17 protein-coding genes are annotated in these 23,905 nt (G+C 40.0%); 9 read left to right on the top strand and 8 right to left on the bottom strand.

Going from position 1 to position 23,905, the window contains the following annotated elements; genetic code table 11:
- Window positions 1-7: 7 nt before the first annotated feature.
- The 3 genes from dld (at window position 8) to ACGHEH_RS15915 (ending at window position 3,616) form a co-directional block, all read left to right on the top strand.
- Window positions 8-1,561, top strand: a complete 1,554-nt coding sequence (dld, locus tag ACGHEH_RS15925) for a D-lactate dehydrogenase (RefSeq protein WP_390447200.1) — start codon at window positions 8-10, stop codon at window positions 1,559-1,561.
- 266 nt (window positions 1,562-1,827) lie between these two features.
- Window positions 1,828-2,616 (top strand): SDR family NAD(P)-dependent oxidoreductase, encoded by a 789-nt coding sequence (locus tag ACGHEH_RS15920; protein WP_390447197.1) that lies wholly within the window; start codon window positions 1,828-1,830, stop codon window positions 2,614-2,616.
- Window positions 2,617-2,626: 10 nt separating this feature from the next.
- Window positions 2,627-3,616 (top strand): AraC family transcriptional regulator ligand-binding domain-containing protein, encoded by a 990-nt coding sequence (locus ACGHEH_RS15915; RefSeq protein ID WP_390447194.1) that lies wholly within the window; start codon window positions 2,627-2,629, stop codon window positions 3,614-3,616.
- Window positions 3,617-3,630: 14 nt separating this feature from the next.
- Here ACGHEH_RS15915 and ACGHEH_RS15910 read toward each other — a convergent pair whose 3' ends face one another.
- Complete coding sequence (locus ACGHEH_RS15910; protein ID WP_058029050.1) at window positions 3,631-4,470, bottom strand: SPFH domain-containing protein; 840 nt, start codon at window positions 4,468-4,470, stop codon at window positions 3,631-3,633.
- 97 nt (window positions 4,471-4,567) lie between these two features.
- On the bottom strand, window positions 4,568-5,269 hold the full coding sequence (locus ACGHEH_RS15905) for a hypothetical protein (RefSeq protein ID WP_390447191.1): 702 nt from the start codon (window positions 5,267-5,269) through the stop codon (window positions 4,568-4,570).
- A 128-nt stretch (window positions 5,270-5,397) separates the two neighbouring features.
- Here ACGHEH_RS15905 and ACGHEH_RS15900 point away from each other — a divergent pair, with 128 nt between their 5' ends.
- Together ACGHEH_RS15900 and ACGHEH_RS15895 are read left to right on the top strand one after the other, a co-directional pair.
- Window positions 5,398-5,658 carry a DUF3081 domain-containing protein gene (locus ACGHEH_RS15900; protein WP_058029052.1) on the top strand — a complete coding sequence of 87 codons (261 nt, stop codon included), beginning with the start codon at window positions 5,398-5,400 and terminating at the stop codon, window positions 5,656-5,658.
- Window positions 5,659-5,679: 21 nt separating this feature from the next.
- Window positions 5,680-6,207, top strand: coding sequence for a hypothetical protein (locus tag ACGHEH_RS15895; protein ID WP_390447187.1), 528 nt, complete (start codon window positions 5,680-5,682; stop codon window positions 6,205-6,207).
- 70 nt (window positions 6,208-6,277) lie between these two features.
- Here ACGHEH_RS15895 and ACGHEH_RS15890 read toward each other — a convergent pair whose 3' ends face one another.
- Both ACGHEH_RS15890 and ACGHEH_RS15885 read right to left on the bottom strand, forming a co-directional pair.
- Window positions 6,278-7,594, bottom strand: a complete 1,317-nt coding sequence (locus ACGHEH_RS15890) for an NAD(P)/FAD-dependent oxidoreductase (RefSeq protein ID WP_390447184.1) — start codon at window positions 7,592-7,594, stop codon at window positions 6,278-6,280.
- Window positions 7,595-7,806: 212 nt separating this feature from the next.
- A complete protein-coding gene (locus ACGHEH_RS15885) occupies window positions 7,807-11,220 on the bottom strand; it encodes a methyl-accepting chemotaxis protein (RefSeq protein ID WP_390447181.1) in 3,414 nt (1,137 codons plus the stop codon).
- Window positions 11,221-11,800: 580 nt separating this feature from the next.
- Here ACGHEH_RS15885 and ACGHEH_RS15880 point away from each other — a divergent pair.
- Together ACGHEH_RS15880 and ACGHEH_RS15875 are read left to right on the top strand one after the other, a co-directional pair.
- On the top strand, window positions 11,801-14,458 hold the full coding sequence (locus ACGHEH_RS15880; protein ID WP_390447178.1) for a TonB-dependent receptor: 2,658 nt from the start codon (window positions 11,801-11,803) through the stop codon (window positions 14,456-14,458).
- Window positions 14,459-14,629: 171 nt separating this feature from the next.
- Window positions 14,630-15,316, top strand: coding sequence for a biotin/lipoate A/B protein ligase family protein (locus ACGHEH_RS15875; protein WP_390447175.1), 687 nt, complete (start codon window positions 14,630-14,632; stop codon window positions 15,314-15,316).
- 21 nt (window positions 15,317-15,337) lie between these two features.
- Here the strand turns inward: ACGHEH_RS15875 and ACGHEH_RS15870 are convergent, their stop codons facing one another.
- Complete coding sequence (locus tag ACGHEH_RS15870; protein ID WP_390447172.1) at window positions 15,338-17,146, bottom strand: sensor histidine kinase; 1,809 nt, start codon at window positions 17,144-17,146, stop codon at window positions 15,338-15,340.
- A 309-nt stretch (window positions 17,147-17,455) separates the two neighbouring features.
- On the opposite strand from ACGHEH_RS15870, the gene ACGHEH_RS15865 reads away from it, so the two are divergent.
- Together ACGHEH_RS15865 and ACGHEH_RS15860 are read left to right on the top strand one after the other, a co-directional pair.
- Window positions 17,456-19,099, top strand: a complete 1,644-nt coding sequence (locus ACGHEH_RS15865; RefSeq protein ID WP_390447168.1) for an SUMF1/EgtB/PvdO family nonheme iron enzyme — start codon at window positions 17,456-17,458, stop codon at window positions 19,097-19,099.
- Between the two features lie 151 nt (window positions 19,100-19,250).
- Window positions 19,251-21,239 carry a winged helix-turn-helix domain-containing protein gene (locus ACGHEH_RS15860; RefSeq protein ID WP_390447165.1) on the top strand — a complete coding sequence of 663 codons (1,989 nt, stop codon included), beginning with the start codon at window positions 19,251-19,253 and terminating at the stop codon, window positions 21,237-21,239.
- 266 nt (window positions 21,240-21,505) lie between these two features.
- On the opposite strand, the gene ACGHEH_RS15855 is transcribed toward ACGHEH_RS15860, so the two are convergent.
- From ACGHEH_RS15855 to ACGHEH_RS15845, 3 genes are read right to left on the bottom strand one after another with little or no spacing between them, the layout of a single operon-like run.
- On the bottom strand, window positions 21,506-22,801 hold the full coding sequence (locus tag ACGHEH_RS15855) for an ATP-binding protein (RefSeq protein ID WP_390447162.1): 1,296 nt from the start codon (window positions 22,799-22,801) through the stop codon (window positions 21,506-21,508).
- The gene (locus ACGHEH_RS15850) at window positions 22,801-23,499 is read right to left on the bottom strand and encodes a response regulator (protein ID WP_390447160.1); all 699 of its coding nucleotides are present in this window, start codon (window positions 23,497-23,499) and stop codon (window positions 22,801-22,803) included. Before ACGHEH_RS15850 ends, ACGHEH_RS15855 begins: the two co-directional genes overlap by 1 nt.
- A 4-nt stretch (window positions 23,500-23,503) precedes the next feature.
- Window positions 23,504-23,902: a DUF3019 domain-containing protein gene (locus ACGHEH_RS15845; RefSeq protein WP_390447156.1), complete on the bottom strand. Its 399-nt coding sequence runs from the start codon at window positions 23,900-23,902 to the stop codon at window positions 23,504-23,506.
- Window positions 23,903-23,905 lie beyond the last annotated feature (3 nt).

Raw genomic sequence — 23,905 nt, 5'->3', positions numbered from 1 at the left:
TGGCATTTTGGCATTTTGGCATGCGTTAGAACTCTGTGTTGAAGCTGACTGCATAATGATAATGCAAGCGGCCAATACCGGTCTAACCGAAGGGTCAACGCCTTCGAGTGACGGCTATGATAGAGACATCGTGATCTTTAATACCTTGGCGATGAACGACTTAGTGGTTTTAGAGCAGGGTAAGCAAGTGTTGAGCTTTCCCGGCACTACGTTACATAAGTTAGAAAAAACTTTGAAACTTTTAGCAAGAGCGCCGCACTCGGTGATTGGCTCTTCTTGTTTAGGGGCATCGATTGTTGGCGGAGTGGCCAACAACTCAGGTGGGGCATTGGTAAAGCGTGGGCCAGCTTATACTGAGTTGTCACTCTTTGCCCGCGTAGATGAAAAAGGCCAATTGCATTTAGTGAATCACTTAGGTATTGGATTGGGTGACACCCCTGAAGAGATCTTAAAGAACCTGATGTCGGGTAACTTCGCTCATAACAACCTGGTTACCAATAAATCTGCCAGTGCGACAGACTATGAAGGTTTATTACGCGATGTAGATGCTGATACGCCAAGTCGTTTTAATGCCGATACCTCAAAACTTTATGAGGCCAGTGGCTGTGCAGGTAAAATAGCTGTATTTGCTGTACGTCTAGATACCTTTGAAGTACCAAATCAAGAACAGACATTCTATATTGGTACTAATGAACCTAAAACTTTAAGCGATTTAAGACGTCACATATTATCTGAATTTCAAAATTTGCCAGAGGTGGGGGAATACCTGCACCGCGAAATCTTCGATATCGCAGAAAAATATGGCAAAGATACTTTCTTAAGTATTCAGCACTTAGGTACCGATAGATTACCTAAGTTATTTGCCTTAAAAGGGCGATTAGATGCGACTTTTAAAAAGTGGCGCTTTATGCCAAGCAATTTCACCGACAAGGTGATGCAGTTGGCAAGCTACTTATTCCCTCAGCATTTACCCAAGCGCATGCTCGAATTTAGAGATAATTATGAGCATCACTTAATCTTAAAAATGAGTGATGGTGGTATTGCCGAAGCCAAACAATTTCTACAGTCATACTTTACTCAAAACCCGCAAACGGGAGGGTATTTTGAATGCACTACTGACGAGGCAAGCAAGGCGTATTTACAACGTTTTGCAGCGGCAGGTGCTGCTATTCGCTATCAAGCATTGCATGAAGATAAAGTTGGAGACATTTTAGCGCTCGATATTGCTCTACGAAGAAATGACTTTGATTGGGTTGAGCAGTTGCCAGAAGACATTGCTAGTCAGGTCGATAAGCGCCTTTATTATGGGCATTTCTTCTGCCATGTATTTCATCAAGACTATGTGCTGAAAAAAGGCGCGGATGCTAAGAAAGTGAAAGCGAAAATGTTGGCTCTACTTGATTCTCGAGGAGCTAAGTACCCTGCTGAGCACAATGTCGGTCATCTTTATGAAGCCGAAGAAGATGTAAAAGCATTTTATCGCTCATTAGACCCGACCAACCGCTTTAATCCTGGGGTGGGTAAGATGGAAAAGCATAAACGAAATTGCTCATGTTGCTGAACCTTTGAAACACATTATAGGCGTATAAATTTTACATGTTGTTCTCAATAAAAGATTTTTAACGAAGTTAGCGTCAGTTTTAGTCCCTCAAAATGATTAAGTATTAAAAAGGGTTGGTATCAAGGCAGTCTATCGCACTAGGCTGCCTTTTTTCTTGCTTGGCATTATCTGATAGTGGGTTGTCACTTTTCGCTAGTGTGTGGCGCGTTATGATTACCTAAACTAACCCTATCAACAAAGCACATAGATTTGGTAGGAGAACTAAAATGGCAAATATGCATAACACGGCACTAATTACAGGGGCTTCTAGTGGTATTGGATTGGAGCTAGCAAAGCTTCACGCTGAAAAAGGCGGTGATCTTGTTTTAGTGGCACGATCGGCTGATAAACTTGAACAACTGGCCGAACAATTACGCAATGAACATAAAGTGCAGGTTACAGTCTTACCAACGGATTTGTCTGAGCAGAATGCGGCAGAGCATGTTTTCAACCAAACTCAGCAGTTAGGCATTGAGGTTGATACACTGATTAATAATGCTGGTTTTGGCGGTCATGGTAAATTTGCAGAACGTGCATTGCATGCTGATCAAGCAATGATGCAAGTGAATATGAATGCATTGGTAGAACTCACTCACTATTTCACTCAAGGTATGATCCGCCGAAAGCAAGGTAAAATCTTGAATGTGTCGTCTACAGCTTCATTTATTCCAGGTCCGTTGCAAGCGATATATTATGCAACTAAAGCATTCGTGACATCTTTCTCACAGGCGATTTCGCAAGAGTTAGCTGAGCATAACATTACAGTGACAGCACTTTGCCCTGGACCTGTGGCGACTGAATTTGCATCGACAGGTGATTTAAATGGTGTTGAAGTATTTAATAACGCAAGATCGGCACGTTCAGTTGCTGAATGTGGCTATAATGCGATGCATCGCGGCGACTTACTGGCTTTTAATGAGGCTGGATTGAAGTTTTTATTAAATTGGGTGATCCCGTTTTTACCTCGAAAATTGGTATTAAAGTTATCTCGTCAATCCATGGAAAAAACAGCATAAAGAGGCTTGTATGAAGCGGGCAAAGCAATTTACTATTTCTCCTACTTGGCAAGTTTTACTCAAAGACATGCAGCTCGAACCGAGCATGGTGTTGGCTTTGGCTAAATTGCCCGCGGATCTATTTACCCGCCCAAATGCAACCTTGTCCGTTGAAGGGTATTTTAGTCTATGGCACGGTATTGAGCTGGCGGCAGGAGAGAGAAGTCTGCCGTTATTACTGGCTGAACATTTATCGGTTGAAGCTTTTGATGCGCCTCTTTTTGCAGCGGTTTGCAGTCCTAATCTGAATACTGCTCTAAAGCGTTTACAGCAGTACAAGCCTCTCATTGGCCCAATGATGATGGATATTAAAGAGACAGCAAAATGGACTGAATTGACGGTAAGTTGTTATGGCTATCCAAGTTCATTACCTAAAAGCGTCGGTTTATTAGAATTGGTGTTTTTTACTCAACTTGCACGCTTGACAACTCGCCACTTCATAGAGCCTTTGTTTGTTCAATTGCCTGAGTTACCTGAGAACTTAGCTGAATACCAAGCTTACTTTGGGTGTAAGTTAACTCAGGGCCCATCAGTGCAAATACATTTTAGTCATGAGGATACAAATAGACCCTTTTTAACTGCTAATGCGCCGATGTGGGCATTTTTTGCTGATGAGCTGCAACAAAAATTAAATGAGTTAGATGCGACAGCGACTATGGCTGAACGAGTCACCGCAGTATTGTTAGAGGCATTACCAGCAGGGCACAGTGCAATTGAATATGTTGCTGAAAAGCTAGCCATGAGCAAACGCACACTGCAACGTAAATTAAGCGCTGAGAAAAGTAATTTTAATGACCTTTTACAATCAATTCGAGCAGAGTTGGCGAGCCATTACCTACACGAATCTAAATTATCTTTAGGCGAAATAGCTTTTTTATTGGGGTATCAAGAGACTAACTCATTTATCAGAGCGTTTACCCAGTGGTTTGGTCAACCACCGGGTAGTTATAGGCAAGGTTAAACTCTAATTTAGAACTATTGAGTACCTTTAACAAGTGGAATGCCATTTGTGCCAACAGGAATATAAACGGTTGAATGATTTGGTGATTCAGCCATTTTTAACTGTGCGTTTATAGCTTCTAATTGTAGGTAATTAGGCGTTAAAGTTGCGTTAATTATTTTTTGTGCTTCAGCAATACCTTTTGCTTCTTCAATTCTAATTTCAGCATCTTTTTGCGCTATTGCTTTTTGGGTTTCTTTCTCGGCCAATAACTGTTGTGCTGCTAACTTTTTCTCAACGGCATTGGCAACAATCTCAGGGTAATTAATATTGCCAATAACTACTTGTTTCACGTCAAATGGGGTGTTATCCAAATATGCTTTTAATTTAGATGTCACTCGTTGCGCTATTTGTTCGCGTTTAGCCTTAAGCTCTCTGCTGTCGTATTGTTGCACAGCATCGCGTACAAAAGTTCTGAAAGTTTCTTTGACATACCTTTCATACCAATTGTCACTTCCAAAACTTTCTACAACATCTTTAACTGCGCCTGATTTTATTGAAATAACAACATGAAAGTCGAAGCTAATATTAAGGTCATCATTTGCCAAAATATTAAAGCGTTCAGTGTATGTATTTGGCCTCATATCGACATTCAGTACTTTATTTCTCAGCAAAGAAAAGCCGTAGTTACTGGGTCCAATCAAGCTGCCTTGATATCCGCCAGAACCAAAAAATCTTGGTTGCTCGTATACATAACCTTCATGGCCCGCGGGTGTACTTGGATTTGTACACGAGGTTGCGGCAAACAATAGAAAAACTCCTAAAGCTATAATAGAGCCAATGGTACTACCTACTTTTGACTTTTTTTGCATCATGCGTGTGTTTCCTTTTTTTAAACTAGGTAGATATGTTAAATAATTGATTCTATTAAAACAAATCTATTCTTTATACATTTGTATTACAAGTTCGTCGTCATTCTAAAAGTTTATATTTGATATAACTATCTTTTGAGGTTTCATTGAGTTCCATGAAGCCAGCAAAGGTGCCGCGCATCGTCATTTCTGCATTTATAGGTAGTACTTGCCCCGACACTTCGGTAAAGGTTAAAACCATCTTAAATTTTTCTATGTTTGTCATGGCCATAGGGCTGAACTCAGCTAAATTCGTGATGGTAATTTGCTTAAGTAATTGATTTTTTGGCGAGACGACTAATGTGCCTTTTAGCTTACCAATGGCGTCATCACCGAGTTTTGGAATGTTGACATCAAAACTTGCCGTGAGTGCCTCGTTTGCTGAATCGAGTAATTGTAATGAATCTAAAGTAATGAGCTGCTCAAGTTTAATGCTGAAGGTTTTCTTGTCTTTATTTCGTTGTTTTATAAAAGCGCGTTTTTGTTTGTCGGTCGCAGGCTTTTTATCTTTGGTGAGCAGCTGCCACTTTTGACCTTCGGGAAGTGCACCATTAAATGCAGCTGTATAGTCTGTGATTTCTCCTTCTTCGTTCTCAAAGCTGTGTAGCTCAAACGCCCACTTTGTTTTGTCGATGTCTTTAATTCTCTGGATCGCATTCTGAACGACAGACTTTAAGTGTGACGCTTCAAATTGTGCTGCATTGGTTTGATTGCTTAAAAATAATAACCAAATAAGTAGTAAAAGTTGAAAGATAGTTCGCATGGCTTTGCTCCTTAATTTTACTTGATGGTCGCAAGTCAGGTGTGAAAACAATGTGAAAGCAAAATAAGATTAAACTTAATGTCTGTGTAAGACGTAAAAATGAGTAATGAATGCAATAAGGTCGGCATATGAAGAATAATTTAGAGTCAAAACATATTTTGCGTGTATATGAGCATATTCAACAACATGGTGAGCCATACGAACAGGGCAAGCATTTAGAAGGGATCACGGCGTTCTCTGACATCGATGGCTATACCATCTATTTGCAGGGTAATGGGGTGCTGCTCCGTTTTGGGTTTCATAACAAATATGACCTTGAATACGAGCACAGTAAATTAAAAGAAGAATTTTTGAAAAAGCTGGATGTGATTGCTAAGCAGTTTCAGTAAAACCAAAAAAGGAACATTAAATTGATGAAACATTTTTTACTCATATTTGTATTAGTTCTATTAACTGGGTGTGCAGCCCAATACCCAAACCAAGATGTCACAGGAAAAGCTTTTCCTAGTGTTTCAGGTGGAAGCCTAGAAAAGGAGCGTATTAACCTACCTGATTTTGTTAAAGGTGAAGTTGCGATATTTTTGGTTGGCTACAAGCAGGACAGTCAGTTCGACATTGACCGTTGGTTGATTGGTCTGGATATGAAAGGCGCTGATATTAAAGCATATGAGTTACCAACCATTGCTGGCATGTTCCCGAGAATGTTTAGCACACAAATCGATGAGGGCATGCGTCGTGGAATTCCTAAAGAGCTATGGGGTGGGGTGATCACCATTTATGAAGACGGTGAAAAAATCCAAGCGTTTACAGGTAATGAAAATCCGAATAACGCCAGAGTGATGCTACTCGATAAAAACGGCAAAATTATCTACTTCTACGACAGAGGGTTTTCTGTTTCAGCATTAAATGAGGTGCTAGCGCTGGCCGAAGCACAATAAAAAAGTATAAAAACAGTGCAAAACGATAGCAGCCTGAACTTTAAAAGTTTTGAGGCTGCTTGCTGTTATATTAATGTAGTTTCATTTTAGGTCGCACAATACGCAGTAATTTTTCAGATAACCAAAGTGCAGCGGTTTTAACTGGACCGTGAATGGCATTTTGATGCATACGATAAAGTGATAAATACATCACCCGCGCTAAATTACCTTCGATAAACATGGTGTTGTTCGTCAGATTACCCATTAAGCTTCCTACTGCACTGAAGCGAGAAAGGTTCACCAGTGATCCGTGGTCTTTATAAACAAAAGCTTTTGGCGCTTTGCCTGTGAACTTCACTAAAATATTGTGCGCGACATTACTCGCCATCTGGTGTGCAGCTTGCGCGCGAGGTGGCACGAAGATGCCATCTTCTTGCTCACAGGCACAAGCATCACCCAATACATGGATGTGTGAAGTGCCTTTTGCTTGTAAATATTCGTCTACTATAATTTGATTGTTGCGAGTGAATTCAAAACAATCGAGGTTTTTAATAAAGTCAGCCACTTTTACGCCCGCCGCCCAGAGCATTAAATCGGCTTGGATCAAGGTATTGTCATCGGTGATAAAGCCCTCAGAAGTTGCTTTGCTAACTTTAGTGCCTTCTAAGATATTTACACCTAAATGACGCAACTCGTCTCGCGCAGAGTTACTTATTCTGCTGGGAAGGGCGGGTAGTATAGTTGGCCCGGCTTCGATTAAATGAATGGTGAGCTTGGTGCTGGTAAACGCACTCATACCATAGTGCTTTAGAAGTTGAGCGACATGAACAAGTTCGGCGCTAAGTTCAACACCGGTTGCCCCACCACCAACAATGGCGATAGAAAGACGGTTTTGTTCTTCAGGTAATTGGCTTGCTGCTTGGTGTACACGTGTGAAGCAGTTAAGTAGCGCATGTTGAAAGCGCTCGGCTTGCTGGTGAGAGTCTAAGAAATAGCAATGTTTGCTAACACCAGGCGTATTAAAGTCATTGCTGACACTCCCTATGGCGATGATTAACTCATCATAATGAACGGTACGTTGCGGCAAAATTAATTCACCGTCTGAATCATACTGCTCTTTAAGGTATATCGCTTGTTTTTCTGCGTCTAAGTTAATGAATTCACCGAGAATAAACTGAAATCCATGCCGAGCAGCATGGGCAGAATAAACGACACCATCTAAGCTTGTGTCGAGTGAGCCTGTCGCCACTTCATGTAAGAGCGGTTTCCAGATATGTGTACGGTTTTTATCGATTAAAGTAATATTTGCGCGACGAGACTTCCCGAGTTTATTCCCTAATTTACTTGCCAGTTCTAGGCCGCCAGCGCCGCCGCCGATGATGACAATATTGGGATGCGTGTTAATCATAGTTGTGCCCTTTAAAAAGTTATAAAGAGCTGAGCACAATCCTTTGTAAATATCAGATTTACTTACATGATGTTCAGGTCGTTATAACCTTGCACAACTTGAGATTATTGTACGCCTAACTGACTGCTAGCAATATGGAAAAAGTATTTCTAAATGTTTCAAATTGGGTATGAAAAAGGCTGCAAAAGCAGCCCTTTAATGCTCGTTAATCATTAAGCCAAATTTGGCAAGTAACGCTCATCGGGTAGATAGGTTTGCTCTAAAGCCACAGATGAAGCACTACCCTCGGTTAGGGAGAAAAACTCGACCGTTTGGTTCATCATTTGCGCTTGCTCTGCCATAGCTTCACCAGCGGCGGCTGCTTCCTCAACCAGTGCTGCATTTTGCTGTGTCATCTGATCCATCTGAGTAATCGCAGTATTTATTTGCATAATGCTTTCTGATTGGTGTCTTGCTGATTGGGCAATCTCTGCCATCATGACGCGTACCTTGCTGGTGGCTTCAACGATTTCACTTAAGGTATCGCCAGAGCGATTTACAAAGTCAGTGCCTTCTTCAACTTTAGATTGGCTGTCTCTGATCAGATCTTTGATTTCTTTTGCTGCATTTGATGAGCGCTGGGCTAGGTTACGTACTTCACCGGCAACCACAGCAAACCCTCGACCTTGTTCACCTGCTCGGGCTGCTTCTACTGCAGCGTTTAAGGCAAGTAAGTTAGTTTGGAATGCGATATCATCAATTACACTGATGATCTCGGTGATCTGTTTACTCGACTGATTGATTTCACGCATTGCGCTGACGGCTTGTTTTACGACTTCACCGCCATGACTGGCTTTGTCTTCTGCCGTCATTGAAAGCGCATTCGCATCTTCGGCTTTTTCAGAGCTCTGACGAACTATCTCGGTGACTTCATCCATACTTGCCGAGGTTTCCTCTAGGCTACTGGCTTGCTCTTCAGTACGTTGACTCAAATCTGCATTACCTTGAGCGATTTCATTCGCCCCTTGTGAAATACTGCCAGAGGCATGGGTGATGTTTTCGATGACTTCGGTCAGCTTATCAGCTGTGCTATTGGTATCTTGTTTTAGCTGACCAAAAGAGCCCTCGTAATCGTTGGTGATACGTTTACTTAGGTCGCCCTGAGCTAATGCACTTAGCACTTTTGTAACGTCATCAAGTGCAACTTCCACGGTAGACACTAGATCATTTAAACCAGTACTGAGTTTTTCAAAGAAGCCTGTCTTACCTTGTAAAGATAGTTTCTGACTTAAGTCACCCTGTGCGGCAGATTGCACTAAGTTGTCTATTTCTTTTTCAATATTTACTTCTGCGGTTCTGTCGGTCCACTCGAGTACAGTGCCAATACGTTCGTTATTTACGAAAATAGGGTTAGAAGTTACAGAGAAGACGCGTTCACCAATGTATTCAGTACTGTTGTGAGCATGAGACAAGTTATTAAACAAAACACGTTGTTGTTCAGGTTCTAAATAGAATTGATCAACAGGGAAGCCAATTAGGTTGTTGGCATCGAACTGGCCTATATGGGCTTGAATATCGCGCTCAGCACTTTCTATGGTGCTCTTAAGCGCTTGGTTTGCATAAATGATATCAAGGTTTTTGTCTGCAATCATGACATTGCCCGAGACGCTATCAAGGGCATATCTCACTCTGGCATTTTCGGCAGCGATACGTGTCTTTTCACGTTCTTGAGCTAACCAGTCAGTTCTATCTTGCCACTCTAATACAGTTCCAACACGCTCACCCTCAACACTTACCGGGCTCACGATTACTGTGAAGGTTCTACCAGAAGCCACAAACTCAGTTTCAATGCTTGCTTTTTGAGTTTTGAATTCTTCTACTTTATTGTTGAAATGTTCAAAAAACGTATCAACTCGATTACCAATCATGGCTTCTTGATTAAAGTGTGGAATGGCTTGTTTAATATCTTGGCTGGCAACTTTAAACATGTCATGAATGGCGCTATTCATGTAAATCACATTTAGGTCTTTGTCAGCAATCATCACCTGACCAGAAGAGCCATCTAAAGCATATTTTACACGCGCGTTTTCAGAGGCTATACGTGCTTTCTCCTGTGCCGCTGCAAGCTCTTCGGTTCTATCTTGCCACTCGAATACCGTACCAACACGTTGTGCTTCAACAATGACTGGGCTTGCAACTAATTTAAAAGTTCTTCCTGCAATTACAAATTGCTCTTCAAGGCTGGTGGTTAGACTTTCAATCTGTGCGAGGTGTTGCTCAAAGTAAGGCATTAAACCATTGATTTGCGCATTTAGAATATGATGTGCACTAAAGTCAGGCAACTCAGCCTGTAGCTGTGTTTCAACCTCTTCAAACATGTGTTGAATTGAACTATTCAGATAAATGATTTGATGATCAGTATTGGTGATCATGACATTAGAATTGGCGTTATCTAATGCACTTTTAATACGGGCATTAACCCTTGCCACGCGACGTTCTTGTTCTTCTTTTTCACGGATGAGTTTTAAGCTCTCTCGCATTTCTAGCATAGATTTGAAGACGCCTTGCGGTGCTCGTTCATCATATTCTTGGCCTAAGTCACCTTTTGAAATGGCGGTTGCAATATTATCTAGTTCACTTGGATCTTTACCGAGTTGTTTCATCACCATTCTAAGTAAGAAAAATACAATAGCAGCACTAATTACAAGCGCTGCCATGAACATAATGAAAATTTGCGATACGGCTTGTTCATTAGCGGACTTTAATTGAGGGCCCAGAATATCTTGGTCTGACTTAACTGAAGTGCTTAAATCTCTGACTAAAGCTGCAAAACGCGGACCTATGACATCTAATACATTGGTTACTTTGTCATTTCTATCAACAATAAGGTTTTGAACTTGAGTAAAGGCATTTGTGTAATCAAGAAACATACTATTGATGTTGTTTAGCCTAGTTTGATTTTCTGTACTCAAACTAAAAGTGCTCATATTTATGAGTTGGTCTTCGAAGCGAGTGAATTCTTGATTGACTCGTTCAGACGCTGAAAGTTGATTACTTTCTAGGTATTTCACAACATATAAGCGGCCCAGTAATAAGTTGCGCATCGCCTCACCAGCAACATAAGCCAGTTGCGTATCATTCGATTGTGCGGCGCTTTGCATAATTTGTGTGAGCTCACGCTCCATTCTAGGACCAATAACATCTAATTGGTTTAACACCAACTCATTGCGCTCAACCCGATACGCTTTGATGACTTCAAATGTTGCATTGTACTGCTCAATTTCTTGAATGAGTTTAGTCACCATCTGTGCTCGTTCGGGTTTATTAATTTCTTGTTTGGCGTCGAGAATGAGCTTATCAACTTGTTCAAAGTACTGGTTGTATTCGCGAAGGTCTTTCTCACTACCTGTGAGAAGAAAGTCTTTTACATTCATGCGTACCATCAACATATTCGATTGTAAGGTGCTCGCAAGGTTAGAGTCTCTTGCTAGCTCTCGATAGTTTTTGAATCCTTCATCTGCGGAAGTCAATGCCAAATAAGCGGTCAATCCTATTACCGCAAGAATGCATAAAATTAAAGTAAAAGCTGATATGAGTTTTGCTTTGAGTGTGCTGAAAATCCCAAAAGAAGGGGTTGCTGTGTCCATGCGTAGCTTCCTAAAAATGTACCAATAAAAGATGCAATACTTAGTGATAGTCTAGTATTTATACAAAATCAAAGTGTAAAATGTTCTAGATATAATTAAAATACATAGATTATTCCTATTTTGGAAATGGTCTGTTTTAGTAATGTGGTGGGGTATATTGATATTCCTGAAGTTACTCCTCTTGTTGATTTTAAATTTCTCCCTACTAATTTTTTATAAATAAAAAAATTTATTATTTTTTTTAAATTGTAACTATCCCTTTTATTTCAATATAAGACTTATTTAAATAAGAGGTTTAAGCCGCTTTATTTGATGTTTTTTAAAGTTATTTAAAATGATGTTTTTTAAATTGCTGTTTTATTTGTTTTTTTTATTATTTTTGTTGTGGTTTATATGTGTGCATTTTATGCAATAATATTTTTTAAATAAGTGGTTGCATGTTTTTTCATGGTCTTGACTGTGCATCTTTATATGCATATTTTATTTTTGTTAACAGGTGTGTATTGTTTCTGTTAATGGCCATCTTCCTCAGGGTGGGGTGTGCGCTTTATAAATACTATAAGTTAATATGGATGAAATAATGCAAAATAATAAAGTAGCTAAAGCAGTAAATTATGCGATTGCTTGTTCGGTGATCACTACAGGGCTGTCTACCGGTGTTGCTATCGCAAATGAAGATGGTGCAAATGAAGTTGAGCGAATAGCAGTTACGGGTTCGCGGATCAAAAGACATGATTTAGAAAATGCTTCACCTATTACGACAGTTGATGCTGAGCAAATAGAAATGGCTGGTGTTGACAATATTGCTGATTTAATTAATCAGTTGCCTGCTATAACGGGTATTACAAATACCACGAGAGCAGGTAGTCCAACATCAAGTATTAACCTTAGGGGATTACCAGATACATCAACCTTAGTATTAATTAATGGGCATAGGGCAGCAAATAATGCGTCAAGCGGTGATTCTGTCGACCTTAATGTCATTCCACCAGCAGCCATTGAGCGAATTGAGATTCTTAAAGATGGCGCATCATCAATCTATGGTTCTGATGCCATAGCGGGTGTAGTGAACATCATACTTAAGAAAAACTATGAAGGGTTAATGGTTGACTATACATATACAAAACCTTCAGAAGAGGGGGGGGAAAGAGGGAGCTTTAATTTATTAACAGGTATTTCTGGTGATAAAGGTTCAATAGTTTTTGGTGCAAACTTCTACGAGCAACAGGCAATTTTCTCTCGTAATCGTAATAGAACAAGTATTACACCAATTCCATCTTCAGCAATTCCTTCTGGTCGTGCAACAATCTCAGGTTATAAGGGTCTTGATGATGGCTCCATAGTTAAAACAGGTGTTGCTGATGATGCTGCCACAATAACAAGAGCAAATAGCGCTGCAGATTTGTCTGGTTATACAACAAACTGGGAGTCATATAACTATCAGCAAGTTACTTCAGAAATTCCTGATAATCAAAGATTCTCAATGTTTGCAAATGGACATTATGAGATTTCGGATACACTTTTGTTTAATGCTGAATTTCTTCACTCGGACACTCAAATTTTTGAGACTTGGGCATATGCACCAATATTTGCAGCTTTTGAGGTAGGAGACTTAACTTGGAGTAAAGATAATAAGTACAATATCTTTGATCAAGATATAAAAGATTGGCGTCGTAGGATGACTGACTCTGGAGCTCCTAGATTTTTTGATCATAATACTCAATTTGACCGATTAGTCTTAAAGCTTGACGGTGAGTTTAATGACAATTGGAGTTGGTCGGGTAAAGTATTAGGCTCACAGAGTCGATATAGTCAAACATATGTGAATGTGGTTAATAAAGAGCACTTAAAATTAGGTGTTGGTCCAGAAAGTATTTGTGCTCAGATTGAAGGGTGTGTTCAGATAAACCCTTTAGCTGAAGCAGGTCAGATGCCTGATGAACAATGGAATTACATGTTAACTGATGTTCAAATGAAAGGCCGTTCTCGTACTCATACATTTGCATTTGATGTAACAGGTGATTTATTTGAGCTAGATGCAGGTGCTGTTGCAGTGGCTGTTGGTGTGGAATATAGAAAAGAAAGCTTTTCTAAAGATCCTGATGGTCTTATTTCAGACTTCCAAACAATAGGTGGTGCAAACTTGCAAGCTACGGCAGGTGATAGAACCTCAAAAGAGGTTTATGCTGAAGCATTTGTACCTGTCGTTGATAAATTAAATATGACTTTTGCTCTTCGTTATTCTGATTTCAATGATTTTGGAACAGATGTAAACCCTAAAGTTGGTATTGAATTCGACCCTAGTGAGTCTTTGAAATTAAGGGCAACATATTCAACGGGCTTCAGAGCCCCTTCACTTCAAGAGTTGTATCAAGGTGCATCAGAGTCTTTCGACTTTTTGTCTGATCCATGTGCGGCTGAGGACGCAGGTAATACAGCTAGTACAGCAGGTTGTAGTGTGCAATCTGACCCTGCTTTATTCCAATTCCTTACGATCACCACGGGTAACTCGGTACAGTTAAGCGCTGAAGAATCAGAAAGCTTTACTGCAGGTGTAGTTTGGAGTCCAGAGTCGCTTGAAGGTTTAAACCTTCGTTTTGACTATTTTAATATTACTCAAGAAAACGCAATAGACAATCCCAAGCAGTACTTTATAGACAAAAACGCTGAAGGTGACCCTTTATTAGGGAATCGAGTGGTTAGGGATGCTAATGGCAACATTTCTCAGGTAGACGTTACTTATGTTAATTTGGCTGAGCGAGAAGTTGTAGGTGTTGATTTTGGCGCAGATTATGGTTTTGAGTCTGGTTATGGTTTTTGGAAGATAGGAACAGAGCTATCTTGGTATGACAAATTTAATGACCAAGCGCACCCTGAAGCTGAAGTGGTAAACCGCTCAGGCACTTATGATAACTCTTCAAATGCAGGCTTGATCCCAGAATATAAAATGTCTTACTTTATAAACTGGAGTTTTGAAGATTGGAGCCTTGAATTAAGAGGTCAATGGTTAGATGAAGTTAAAGATAAAGGTAATGATGATGAAGTTGTAGACTCATATTCTAGATTAGACCTTAACTCGGTCTATCAGTATAGTGATAACCTTTCTTTCTCATTTGGTATTGATAATTTAACTGATGAAGAGCCACCAGTAGTTGGAAGTGAGCCATCGGGTATTGAGGGAGCAACCTATGACCTTACAGGAAGAGCATATAGTTTTAAATTAAAATACGAGTTTTAATCGTTGTTTTTATTTTGAAATTATACAAATGGACTTCCATGATCCGTTTTATATTAGCGCTCAATTTGGGCGCTTTTTTGTGTTATCAATCCTGTCTTTACTGAGACTTATTTTGTTATATATTGCTGATGAAACTATTAAAATATAAACAAAAACCATGGTCACTAGCTTATGAAACCTAAACTCTTATTGTATCCGAACATTCAGGTTGAAAGTGTATTTACAAAAGAAACGGAAGTCTTAGGTCAATTGCAAAGAGGGGAGTTAAATGAAGCTTTGATTTTGTGGCAACCAGATAAGCCAACATTGGTTTTGCCGTCAGGTAATAAATGGCAAAGCTCAGAGGGGATGCATCTACAGCTTATTCAAATGGGGTGGCAGCTGTTTAGTCGCAAAACAGGTGGCGCACCGGTACCGCAAGTACCTGGAGTCATTAATGTTTCTCATATGTATGTGTGGGATGAGCAAATACCTTATTCGATACCAAGGGCCTATCAAGATTTTTGTGACAAACTATCTCGATTTTTTGCCCTATATAACGTGAAAGTAGATGTGCATGCCACTGAGTTTTCTTATTGTGATGGAGACTACAATCTTAATATCGCAGGCAAAAAAGTGGTGGGAACAGCGCAGCGAGTGGTACTTAAAAGTGGTGGTGGTAAGGTGGTACTTGCTCAGGCTTGTATATTAATCAATACGGATATTAGCACTATCATTAATCCCGTTAATACCTGCTATGAATACCATCAACAAACTGAGCGTGTGCGTTCAGAGGTCCATACCTGCTTGGTTCAGCATACGCATCAAAAAGACTCTGTTGAAGGCTACTTTCAAAGTTTAATAAAGGCCTTTTCATAGCTTCTATGACTTTTTGATAATTCAATCAAAGTGCTGACGAAATGGGATATCATTGAAATGCATATAAATACAGATGCCTTTGCCTTCAATGCTTTGTAATTCAATATGACCACCTAGGCGCTGGGTGACTAGGTTATACACGATACTTAGTCCTAATCCTGTTCCGCCTTCTCCTCGCTTTGTCGTCACGAAGGGTTCAAACACTTTTTCAAGAAGCTCTTCTTTTATGCCCGCGCCGTCATCGCTAAATCTAAAGTGGATTGCGCCACTGACAAACTTGCACGAAATTTCAATGTTGAGCAATCTATCTTCAACTTGACCATGGCGTAGGCTGTTTACGATAAAAATAGTAAATATTTGCCCAAAAGCCCCGAGGTAGCTTTTTATAATCATCCCTTTAGGCATATCAAGAGAAATACTTGCATCATGCTTATCAATTTCGTGCCTGAGGCTGATGACAAGATTGTCTAAAAATTCATGTATATCAAACTCGACAAGTTCATCATATTCCTGATGTGAAGCAACCTGCTTAAAGCTGCTTATGAGTTCTGCAGAGCGAGTTAAGTTACTTTCTATTAAATTAAGTGAGTCATCAAATTCCTGTAATAAAACTTGCAGGTTTGCTTTCGATATCTTGCCTTGTTTGAAGTCATTTTTAAGCTTGCCCACCTTCTCCCTAAGGAAAGATTCACTGGTTATGGCCACGCCTAAGGGGGTGTTTAATTCGTGCGCAAAGCCCTTTACAAGGCCACCTAAACTGGCCATTTTGGCGTCTTCGATAAGCCTACTTTGGGCTAGCGAGAGCCTTTCTATAAGTGTTTCAATATGGCTTAATAATATGCCTAGGTCATCACTAAATTGGGATAGTTCATCATTACCGCCAAGTTCTAATCGCTCACTAAAATCATCGTTTTTAGACAGTTTTCTGATAAATGCGGTGACAGCAATCAGTGAAAAAGTCACTCTGCGGTTAATCACAAATGAAACGGAAAGACTGATAATGGTGGTTGCTAAAATAAGTAAAAAAATCTTTCTAAGGTAATTTTGCGATGTAGCGGCTTGTTGCTCATTTAGGTGTTGGTATAGCGTATCAAAACGTTCTCCCAGCTCTACTGATAGTGTGTTATTTTTACCTTTTAAGCCTTGCGAAGCAAACTGTCCCTGAGTCTCTAAGTGATAAATATATTGACTGAATCCTTGAGCATATTCATTGAGCCTCAAATTTAAATCAGCGCTTTTTTCGGGGTAACGGATATTAATTAATCGCTGTGTCTGTGCAATAAGTTTAGTGTGTAGCGTCAGATATTTAGGATCCCAACGAAGTAGATAGTCTTTTTCTCTGCGTCTAAGTTCTAAAATTAGAATTTCAAACTCGGCATCTTCTAATTTTTCAGTGATGGTCTGTAACTCGTGCACAGCATGACGAAAAAAACCTCTTAACCCTCTGTCCTCATTGAACCCTAAGCGCCTTTGAAGTTTTATTTGTTCGAGTAAGTTTTTTTCAAATTCGCCAACCCCTACCTGAATTTGGTTAAGTAGTAGTAGAGCAATATCATCATCTTCAATGCGTTGTTTGAGAGACATTATGGCTAAAGCATAATTGTGTTTAAGTTTTTTTAATTCACTCTCAATGTCTTTTGAGCGATACAGACTAAATGCGGGTTGTAAGTAAAGAAAGCGGGTGAATGCGTTTTTATATTGGAGTAGGTGTTGGTCAGTCTGTTTACTAAGCTGTGACTGTTGATACAAAAAAAGCCCGCCAACGAGTGTTACGATTAAGCAGATAATAATGCTAGCTTGGGAAATGATAAATCCGGTCTTTAATTTCATAGCACCCTTAAAGAGTTTCCACAGCATATAATGATAGTTAGATATGCTTTAAGTGTAGAACATGGCAGTAAATGTGTAAAAAACTCAACAGTGTACGACGCACTTTTATTATTCGACTAAGGTTTCGGAACGAGTTTATGAAAAGCCTATATTAGTTTTATGACATCGTAGAAGCTATAAAAAATCTAAAGTTATTGTATTTAAAAGTTAAATAAAGAGAGAAAAATTTTTTAGAAAAATAATAAGACTAAAAACTGTGTGCTCACTATTGTTTGCTCAACAGCAAAACAGGTGTAAACGGAGCACACAATGGTTAAAAAGATCCTTTCAATAGTCATTGCTTTGAGTTGTACTCAAGCATTCGCAAAATCACAATCAGTATCATATTTCGAACCGCCTACAGCCAGTATTCCTGCCGGTAGCTTTATGGCAAAAGATCATGCAGGGGAAGGTCGATATAAAGTGTCTATGCAGCCTTTTCAAATGGCAAAGTATGAGCTCACGGTGGCAGAGTTTAGAAAATTCATTGAAGATACAGGTTATGAAGCACCAACAAATTGTATGCATGAAATTGGCCCTGGATGGTTTGGTGCGGGTGAGCGAGATGGTTCGTGGGATAACAATTTCTTCAATCTTTCTGAATATCACCCTGTAGTTTGTATTGGTACTAAAGGCGCTGAAGAGTATGCCAAATGGCTTTCTGATAAAACGGGTAAGCAGTATCGACTTATGTCAGAAGCGCAATGGTTATATGTGATGCGAACAGGTGGCTATGACGAATATATCTCTGAAAAGGGCAAAAAGCGTCATCAAGTATGTGAAATAGCTAACTTAGCTGATCAACACGCAAATGCGATGACTGGCAAAGTTTATCAGGCCCCTTATTCGTCATCGTATACCATTGAGGATTGTAACGACAAAGAGATACTTTCCTCTACTGTAGGCTTATATAAAGCTGATAAATATGGTGTGCATGACTTGCTCGGTAACATTCAAGAGGTAGTTGCTGATTGTTATGTTGATGGCAAGCAGCGATTTCCCCAAGGTGGTGCTCCTGTAACTCAAGCTAATTGTACTTCACGTATTGCTAAAGGCAGTAGTTGGCACTGGGAGGTACCAGATCTAGACCGAAGAGGTGAAATGGCTGATGATTTTATCGCGGCAATAGAAGGTTTTCGTTTGGTACTTGATACAAAAGGTAAAGCCCTCCCTGCACAGGCTGGCAGTGACCAATTTGTGACCGGGTTAGCAAAAGCACAAAAGCAAGCCAAAATAGTGCATGCGCAAATTGCGGATTACCCAAGTAAAGTATCTAAGCTTTCTTTAAAAGACAAAGGCCGAGGAGTGACTCTAACCTGGCAACATCAACAAGATATGGTTGGTATAACTTATAAAGTGACTCGTTTAGACTTGGTTTCAAATGAAGAGCAAGTGATTGCAGAAGGCGTCTCAGGACTAAAATATGTCGATACTAAGCTAAGTAAGCATAAGGCGAGATACAAAGTGATACCTCAAATTGGAGAGCGAGAGGGGCTTGCTTCAAATACAGCGGATTCAAATGCCATATATACCCATACCCTACCAGCTCGTATTCAAGCAGAGGCATTCAGTCAAGGTACTGAAGTGAATGTTCGAAATTCTTCTCAAGAGCCAAAACACGATTTGGTGTTTGCGAATATGCGTAATACCAGTGCAGATTACCAAATAAAGGTAAACAAAGCAGGTAAGTACACACTTGAGTCAAGGGTATTTCATAGTGGTGACAAACAAACATTTTCAGTGTTATTAAATGGCAAGTTGTTGAAAGACATAACTACAACAGGTGAAAACGGTTGGCAAACTGCCAGTGCAGTGCCAGTGACTTTACCTAAAGGCACGCACACACTCACAATTCAACCTGTTGGCGAGCGAACACGTCTTTCAATTAATTGGTTAGATGTAAAAAAGCTTTAGTCTTTCACAGTTTTATAAGCGATTGAAAACACCTTAGATTGAATTCGGCCCTGATTGTCGTACACTAAGCGGGGCCGTGTTTCGACACTGACAAAATAAAAGTACCACCTCAGGTAAGCGGGTTGGTATAAAAGCAAAGGTTGCGCGCAGTATGATCCAGTTTCTAGATTTTGAGTTTGATGAGAGTCAGTCTGTCTTATATAAAGCTGGAGAGGTTATTCCGCTTAATAGTACTCAATCTAATTTACTGGCCCTGTTTATTTCCAACCCTCAAAAAATATTCAGTAAAGAAGATATCCTCACGTCAATCTGGCATTCGAAAGTAGTGTCTGAGCAAGTTGTTTTTCAGAATATCAGTCAATTGCGCGCAATTTTAGGCGAAGAAGCAATCAAAACCTTTCCAAAAAAAGGCTATCAATGGCAGCTAGAGTTAATTGTAATTGATGCCTTATCCAAGGAACTAAAAACGACTAACCATTCTCAGATAGCAAATACCAATCAGCAAGTAGAGCAAAAATCAGAAAATAAAAAGTCAGTCCCTCAAAGTATTGTCGAGCCAACTAACTTAAAGAAAACAATTGACAAGCGTATTGTTATGGCTTGTTTGATGGTTGTTTTTTTTATTTCAGGCGCAGCTTACTATCATTCAGAGCATGGTATCTATACCAACAGCATAGGCTTGAAAGTACAAGAAGTGAGAGTTGAAAGTGACACCCAAGCCGAGCACAGTAACTTGCAGTTTATTCCTTTCACAGCCGATAGCCCGAGACACTTTGAAGATGAATTAGCAAGCCTACATGCTCAACTTGATTTTGCGCATGAGAACAAAGCGTTAGATACCAGAGATTTCATAAACTCACCATTTATGCAGTATCAAAAATTGAACGTTAATAATGCGCTGGTATTTACAGGGATCTTAAAAAATAATGGCGACTCAGCTACGAGTAAGCAGGCACCTTATTTACTTGAGTTACTAGTACAAGGCCCTGAGCGTAGTTGGAGTAGTTATTTGTATGGTCAGTCTATGTCTGATCTTGCGAAGCAGACTAATACACTTTTAGATAAGATAGCTAAAAGTGATTATTTTATTTTGAAAAGTGAGTCATTACTTTCGGCTGAGCTTTCTTTAATGAATGATTCCATGGAGGAGTCACTGCATGCTTTACCGTTATTAGCATATCAACTTATTCAAGCGGATAAATTTGATTCTGCTAGTGGGTATATCGAACTTTTATTGGCCGAGAGTGAGTTAAAACATCCGCTTTACTATGCCTATGGTAAGTGGCTAAAAGGGCAGCTTTACCAAGGCAAACGGGACCCAATTGGCGCACAAACATTCTATGAGCAAGCTGAGTTGCTTTTGTCTGATGCACATATTTATGATTTGCAGGCAGAAGTGAATAAATCGATGGCAGAACTTGCGCATTCAATTGCGCATACCAAAGAAGATTATGATGCGATACACCGTTATTTATACAAGGCTGCAAGCTTAGCTCGGTTAGGCAAAAAGCCAGTCGCCGAAATACGCGCTTACACCTTACTCTCCATTAAAGCCAGTAAATTTGGTATGAAAAAAGAACGTATGGATTACCTTATTCAAGCGAAAACTTTACTGGCTGAATATCAGTTAGATGGCTCTCATTATATGCTGCCTATGTATCACTTTGCCTTGTTTGCCCAAACCGAGGAAGAGCGCATTAAGTTTTACCATGAGGTGTTAGATAAGCCAGTGACACCTGAAAACTATTGGGTGTTTTTCTCTTCTGCAGATCAGTTATCAAAGTTATATTTAAAATTAGACAAACCTGAAGCAGCGCTTGAAGTGGTAGAAAAAATAACAGACCCTGCGCGTTCTGCGTTATTACATGCACAATATTATCGGGCACTGGATGATATTGATAATGCCATCACTTATGCTAAACGCTCATTCAATATTGGTCGTGGCCAGCATTTGAATTGGTTGAGCTTAAACAGTGCCTTATTGCTGTTAGAGCTTAAGCAAAGCCAAGGTGAGAGTCACGAATTAGCTGAATACCGAGAGTTTATTGCCAATCACGCTTCATATTGGTGGTTAAATTGGCGAAAAGAGCGATTAGCTAAAGTGGGCATTGATGCCGAAGCACAAATGGCGGGTTTGTAGCCAAACAGCCAGAAAAAGTAAGGTTACTTAACCTGAACTTTGGTTAAGAGATTTACTGACATAATAGCTACTGTTTTAATAAATTTTATTAAGTCAGCAGTCGGAAACGTTCAGGGATAACACCGCTCACGCGTCCTGCTATCGCTAAGGTACTTACTTCCCTGTAGGCAAGGCGAGTTCACGCGTCAATAGCTAGCCTATTGCAAGTGAATTCAACGCAGTTGGCTTTAACAGTAGTCACTGTAGATATATTTATTATCCAGCATCTAGGTTATTTGCCTTCTCGGTATTCTTATTATAAAACAGGCGCCGCCCAACTGCTTGGTGGTTTCTATTGTAATTTGGCCGCCAAGCCAACTGACAATTCGCTCGACTAATGCTAAGCCTACACCGTAGCCGCTAGTATCATCATTTGCTTGTTTGGCTAATCTCACAAAGGGTTTAAATACCTTTTCTTTGTCTGTATCAGCAATACCTTCGCCGTCATCGCTCACTGTGATGGTTGTGAAGTCCTTGTCTTGGGTGCTTTGAATTTCAATGTGTTGTCGAGCATGTTTTAAGGCATTATTGAGCAGGTTGCTCATTAACAAACTGAGATAGTGCTTATCTCCTTGGATAAAACATGGGCTTTGCTCCATGATTAATTTGCAGCGCGGATCATAAGCTTTTTCAACTTGTTGCTTTAATACTAAATTTAAATCAACTTCAGTTTTAGCTGTGTTATCAAGCGAGTTTTGCAATCTGGCAAAGTGCAGTAGGGCATGAATAAGTGCTTCCATATCATCTAAATTTTGATTAATACGGGTTTCGAACTTGGCTTTTTGCTCTGGGTTATCAGTTTCACAAAGTGTATCTAAGCCCATTCTCACACGCGCAAGGTGAGTTCTAAGTTCATGAGATAATCCGCCAGATAGCAATTTAATGTCTTGCATTAAACGGCCTAGTTTTTCGGCCATTTGATTAAATGCCATTTCAATATCTTTCAAATACCATAAAGAGCCGACCTTGAGTCGTTTATCTAACTGACCGTTGCCAATAGCGACGGCTGCAGTGCGTAACTTATATAAACGAAGTAAAAATGGTGCCAAAAATAGTAAGATTAAAACCAGCAGAGTTGAGTAAAAAATCAGAGTGAATAGCCAAGCTGTTTGCAGATTTTCAGGTTCAATATTGGTTTGAGTTACCAGCAATACTTGCTCTTGTGTGAGAATCGAATAAGCCGTTAAGCCTTCGTTTGACTCTAAAAATACCGCACCATCAACTAGTATTTTTTTGAGTAAACTGCTGGGCAGCGGGTAGTCTTTTAATGATTGTAACTTGTAGTTAAACCCTTCATTTTTAGAGTTAAGTTCAAGCCACTGATTGAGCGCGTGTGCTTTCATCCCTGAATCGAATGCAGAGCGAATAAGCTTTACTTGCGCAAGTAAGGTTTGTTGCTCTTGGCTAAACTGGCGCGCTTTATGTTGTGTTTGATTTTGTTCAAGTAAGGTATTAAATACCTGACCCAATATGATGCTACCTGCAAGCACTACCATGATCAGTGCAATTGCAAAGCGCCACATTATTGCCACACCTCAGCGGCAAGTAAGTAGCCTTTGCCCCAAATCGTTTTTACTTTGTAAGGTTCGCTGGCATCGTCAAAGAGTTTTCTTCTAAGTCTTGAAATGCGTAAATCTATGGTGCGGTCGAAACCATCGTATTCAAACCCTCTTAATTGTTGGCTAAACGATTCACGGCTGACGACTTGACCTGCTTGCTGGGCTAGAATCCACAACACATCAAATTCATTACTTGAGAGTTTAAGTGCTGTGCCATTGAGTGTGACTGCGCGAGTGGGCTTGCAGATCACTAAATTGCCTAAGGTAATGGTGTCTTGTTCAACTGTAGCAGCCGTTTTGGGTGTTACTCGACGTAACAAAGATTTTATGCGGGTTTCGAGAAGTCGTCCGCGCACAGGTTTTGTGAGGTAATCATCGGCGCCCATTTCAAGCCCTAAAATTTCATCAATTTCTTCATCGCGTGCGGTGAGCATAATAATTGGCACATCTGATTTTAATCGCAGTAATTTACACACTTCTAAGCCATCCATTGAGGGCAGCATACCATCTAAAATAATCAAATCAGGGGTTTTGACTGAGAGCGCTTGGTATGCGGTCAGGCCATCGTGATAGACCTCAACCGCATAATGTTTAGCGCTCAAATAGTCGCTGATCCACTCAGCCAGTTCTTTATCATCTTCAACGAGTGCGATTGAAATCATAAGATTAAAACATGCGCCAACGCATGGCCTTACTGTTATTCTTTTTATGAACCCAAGCATAGCGGATTGTTTGTGTGTGCAATACTTGTTTGTTCACGGTTTGTAGAGTGAGCACCAAATCGTTTCGCATGGTGATTTGTTTTTTTAACTCACCTTGCTTTTTGTTGTGCCAACATAGCAGTTTGTTTGCATTAGCAAACAGGCAGGCACTTTTTTCAGTACTGGTTCGCCATGCGACTTCTAGGTCTAGATAACAGGTTTCACCTTGTTTTAGTGTGGTGCATTGCTTTGGAGAGACAGTTAAAGCCTCGTGTTGAACGTCATCACTTTGCTCAGCCAAAGTCACTTTTGAACAAATTATTGCAGGTAGCAGTAGAGAAGTGCGAAGTATAAAGTTCATCATCTT

The organism is Pseudoalteromonas sp. MTN2-4 (genome assembly GCF_042848605.1).
Taxonomy (GTDB): domain Bacteria; phylum Pseudomonadota; class Gammaproteobacteria; order Enterobacterales; family Alteromonadaceae; genus Pseudoalteromonas.
The sequence above is the reverse complement of the archived record's forward strand: the minus strand, read 5'-3'. Positions and strand labels throughout refer to the sequence as shown.

Bases quoted from the DNA above. Each gene is read 5' to 3' on its own strand.
- ACGHEH_RS15875 (WP_390447175.1), top strand. From the start codon at position 14,630: ATGAAACCTAAACTCTTATTGTATCCGAACATTCAGGTTGAAAGTGTA.
- ACGHEH_RS15920 (WP_390447197.1), top strand. From the start codon at position 1,828: ATGGCAAATATGCATAACACGGCACTAATTACAGGGGCTTCTAGTGGT.
- ACGHEH_RS15885 (WP_390447181.1), bottom strand. From the start codon at position 11,220: ATGGACACAGCAACCCCTTCTTTTGGGATTTTCAGCACACTCAAAGCA.
- ACGHEH_RS15845 (WP_390447156.1), bottom strand. From the start codon at position 23,902: ATGATGAACTTTATACTTCGCACTTCTCTACTGCTACCTGCAATAATT.
- ACGHEH_RS15850 (WP_390447160.1), bottom strand. From the start codon at position 23,499: ATGATTTCAATCGCACTCGTTGAAGATGATAAAGAACTGGCTGAGTGG.
- ACGHEH_RS15900 (WP_058029052.1), top strand. From the start codon at position 5,398: ATGAAGAATAATTTAGAGTCAAAACATATTTTGCGTGTATATGAGCAT.
- ACGHEH_RS15860 (WP_390447165.1), top strand. From the start codon at position 19,251: ATGATCCAGTTTCTAGATTTTGAGTTTGATGAGAGTCAGTCTGTCTTA.
- ACGHEH_RS15870 (WP_390447172.1), bottom strand. From the start codon at position 17,146: ATGAAATTAAAGACCGGATTTATCATTTCCCAAGCTAGCATTATTATC.
- ACGHEH_RS15855 (WP_390447162.1), bottom strand. From the start codon at position 22,801: ATGTGGCGCTTTGCAATTGCACTGATCATGGTAGTGCTTGCAGGTAGC.
- ACGHEH_RS15890 (WP_390447184.1), bottom strand. From the start codon at position 7,594: ATGATTAACACGCATCCCAATATTGTCATCATCGGCGGCGGCGCTGGC.
- ACGHEH_RS15915 (WP_390447194.1), top strand. From the start codon at position 2,627: ATGAAGCGGGCAAAGCAATTTACTATTTCTCCTACTTGGCAAGTTTTA.
- ACGHEH_RS15905 (WP_390447191.1), bottom strand. From the start codon at position 5,269: ATGCGAACTATCTTTCAACTTTTACTACTTATTTGGTTATTATTTTTA.
- ACGHEH_RS15865 (WP_390447168.1), top strand. From the start codon at position 17,456: ATGGTTAAAAAGATCCTTTCAATAGTCATTGCTTTGAGTTGTACTCAA.
- ACGHEH_RS15880 (WP_390447178.1), top strand. From the start codon at position 11,801: ATGCAAAATAATAAAGTAGCTAAAGCAGTAAATTATGCGATTGCTTGT.
- ACGHEH_RS15910 (WP_058029050.1), bottom strand. From the start codon at position 4,470: ATGATGCAAAAAAAGTCAAAAGTAGGTAGTACCATTGGCTCTATTATA.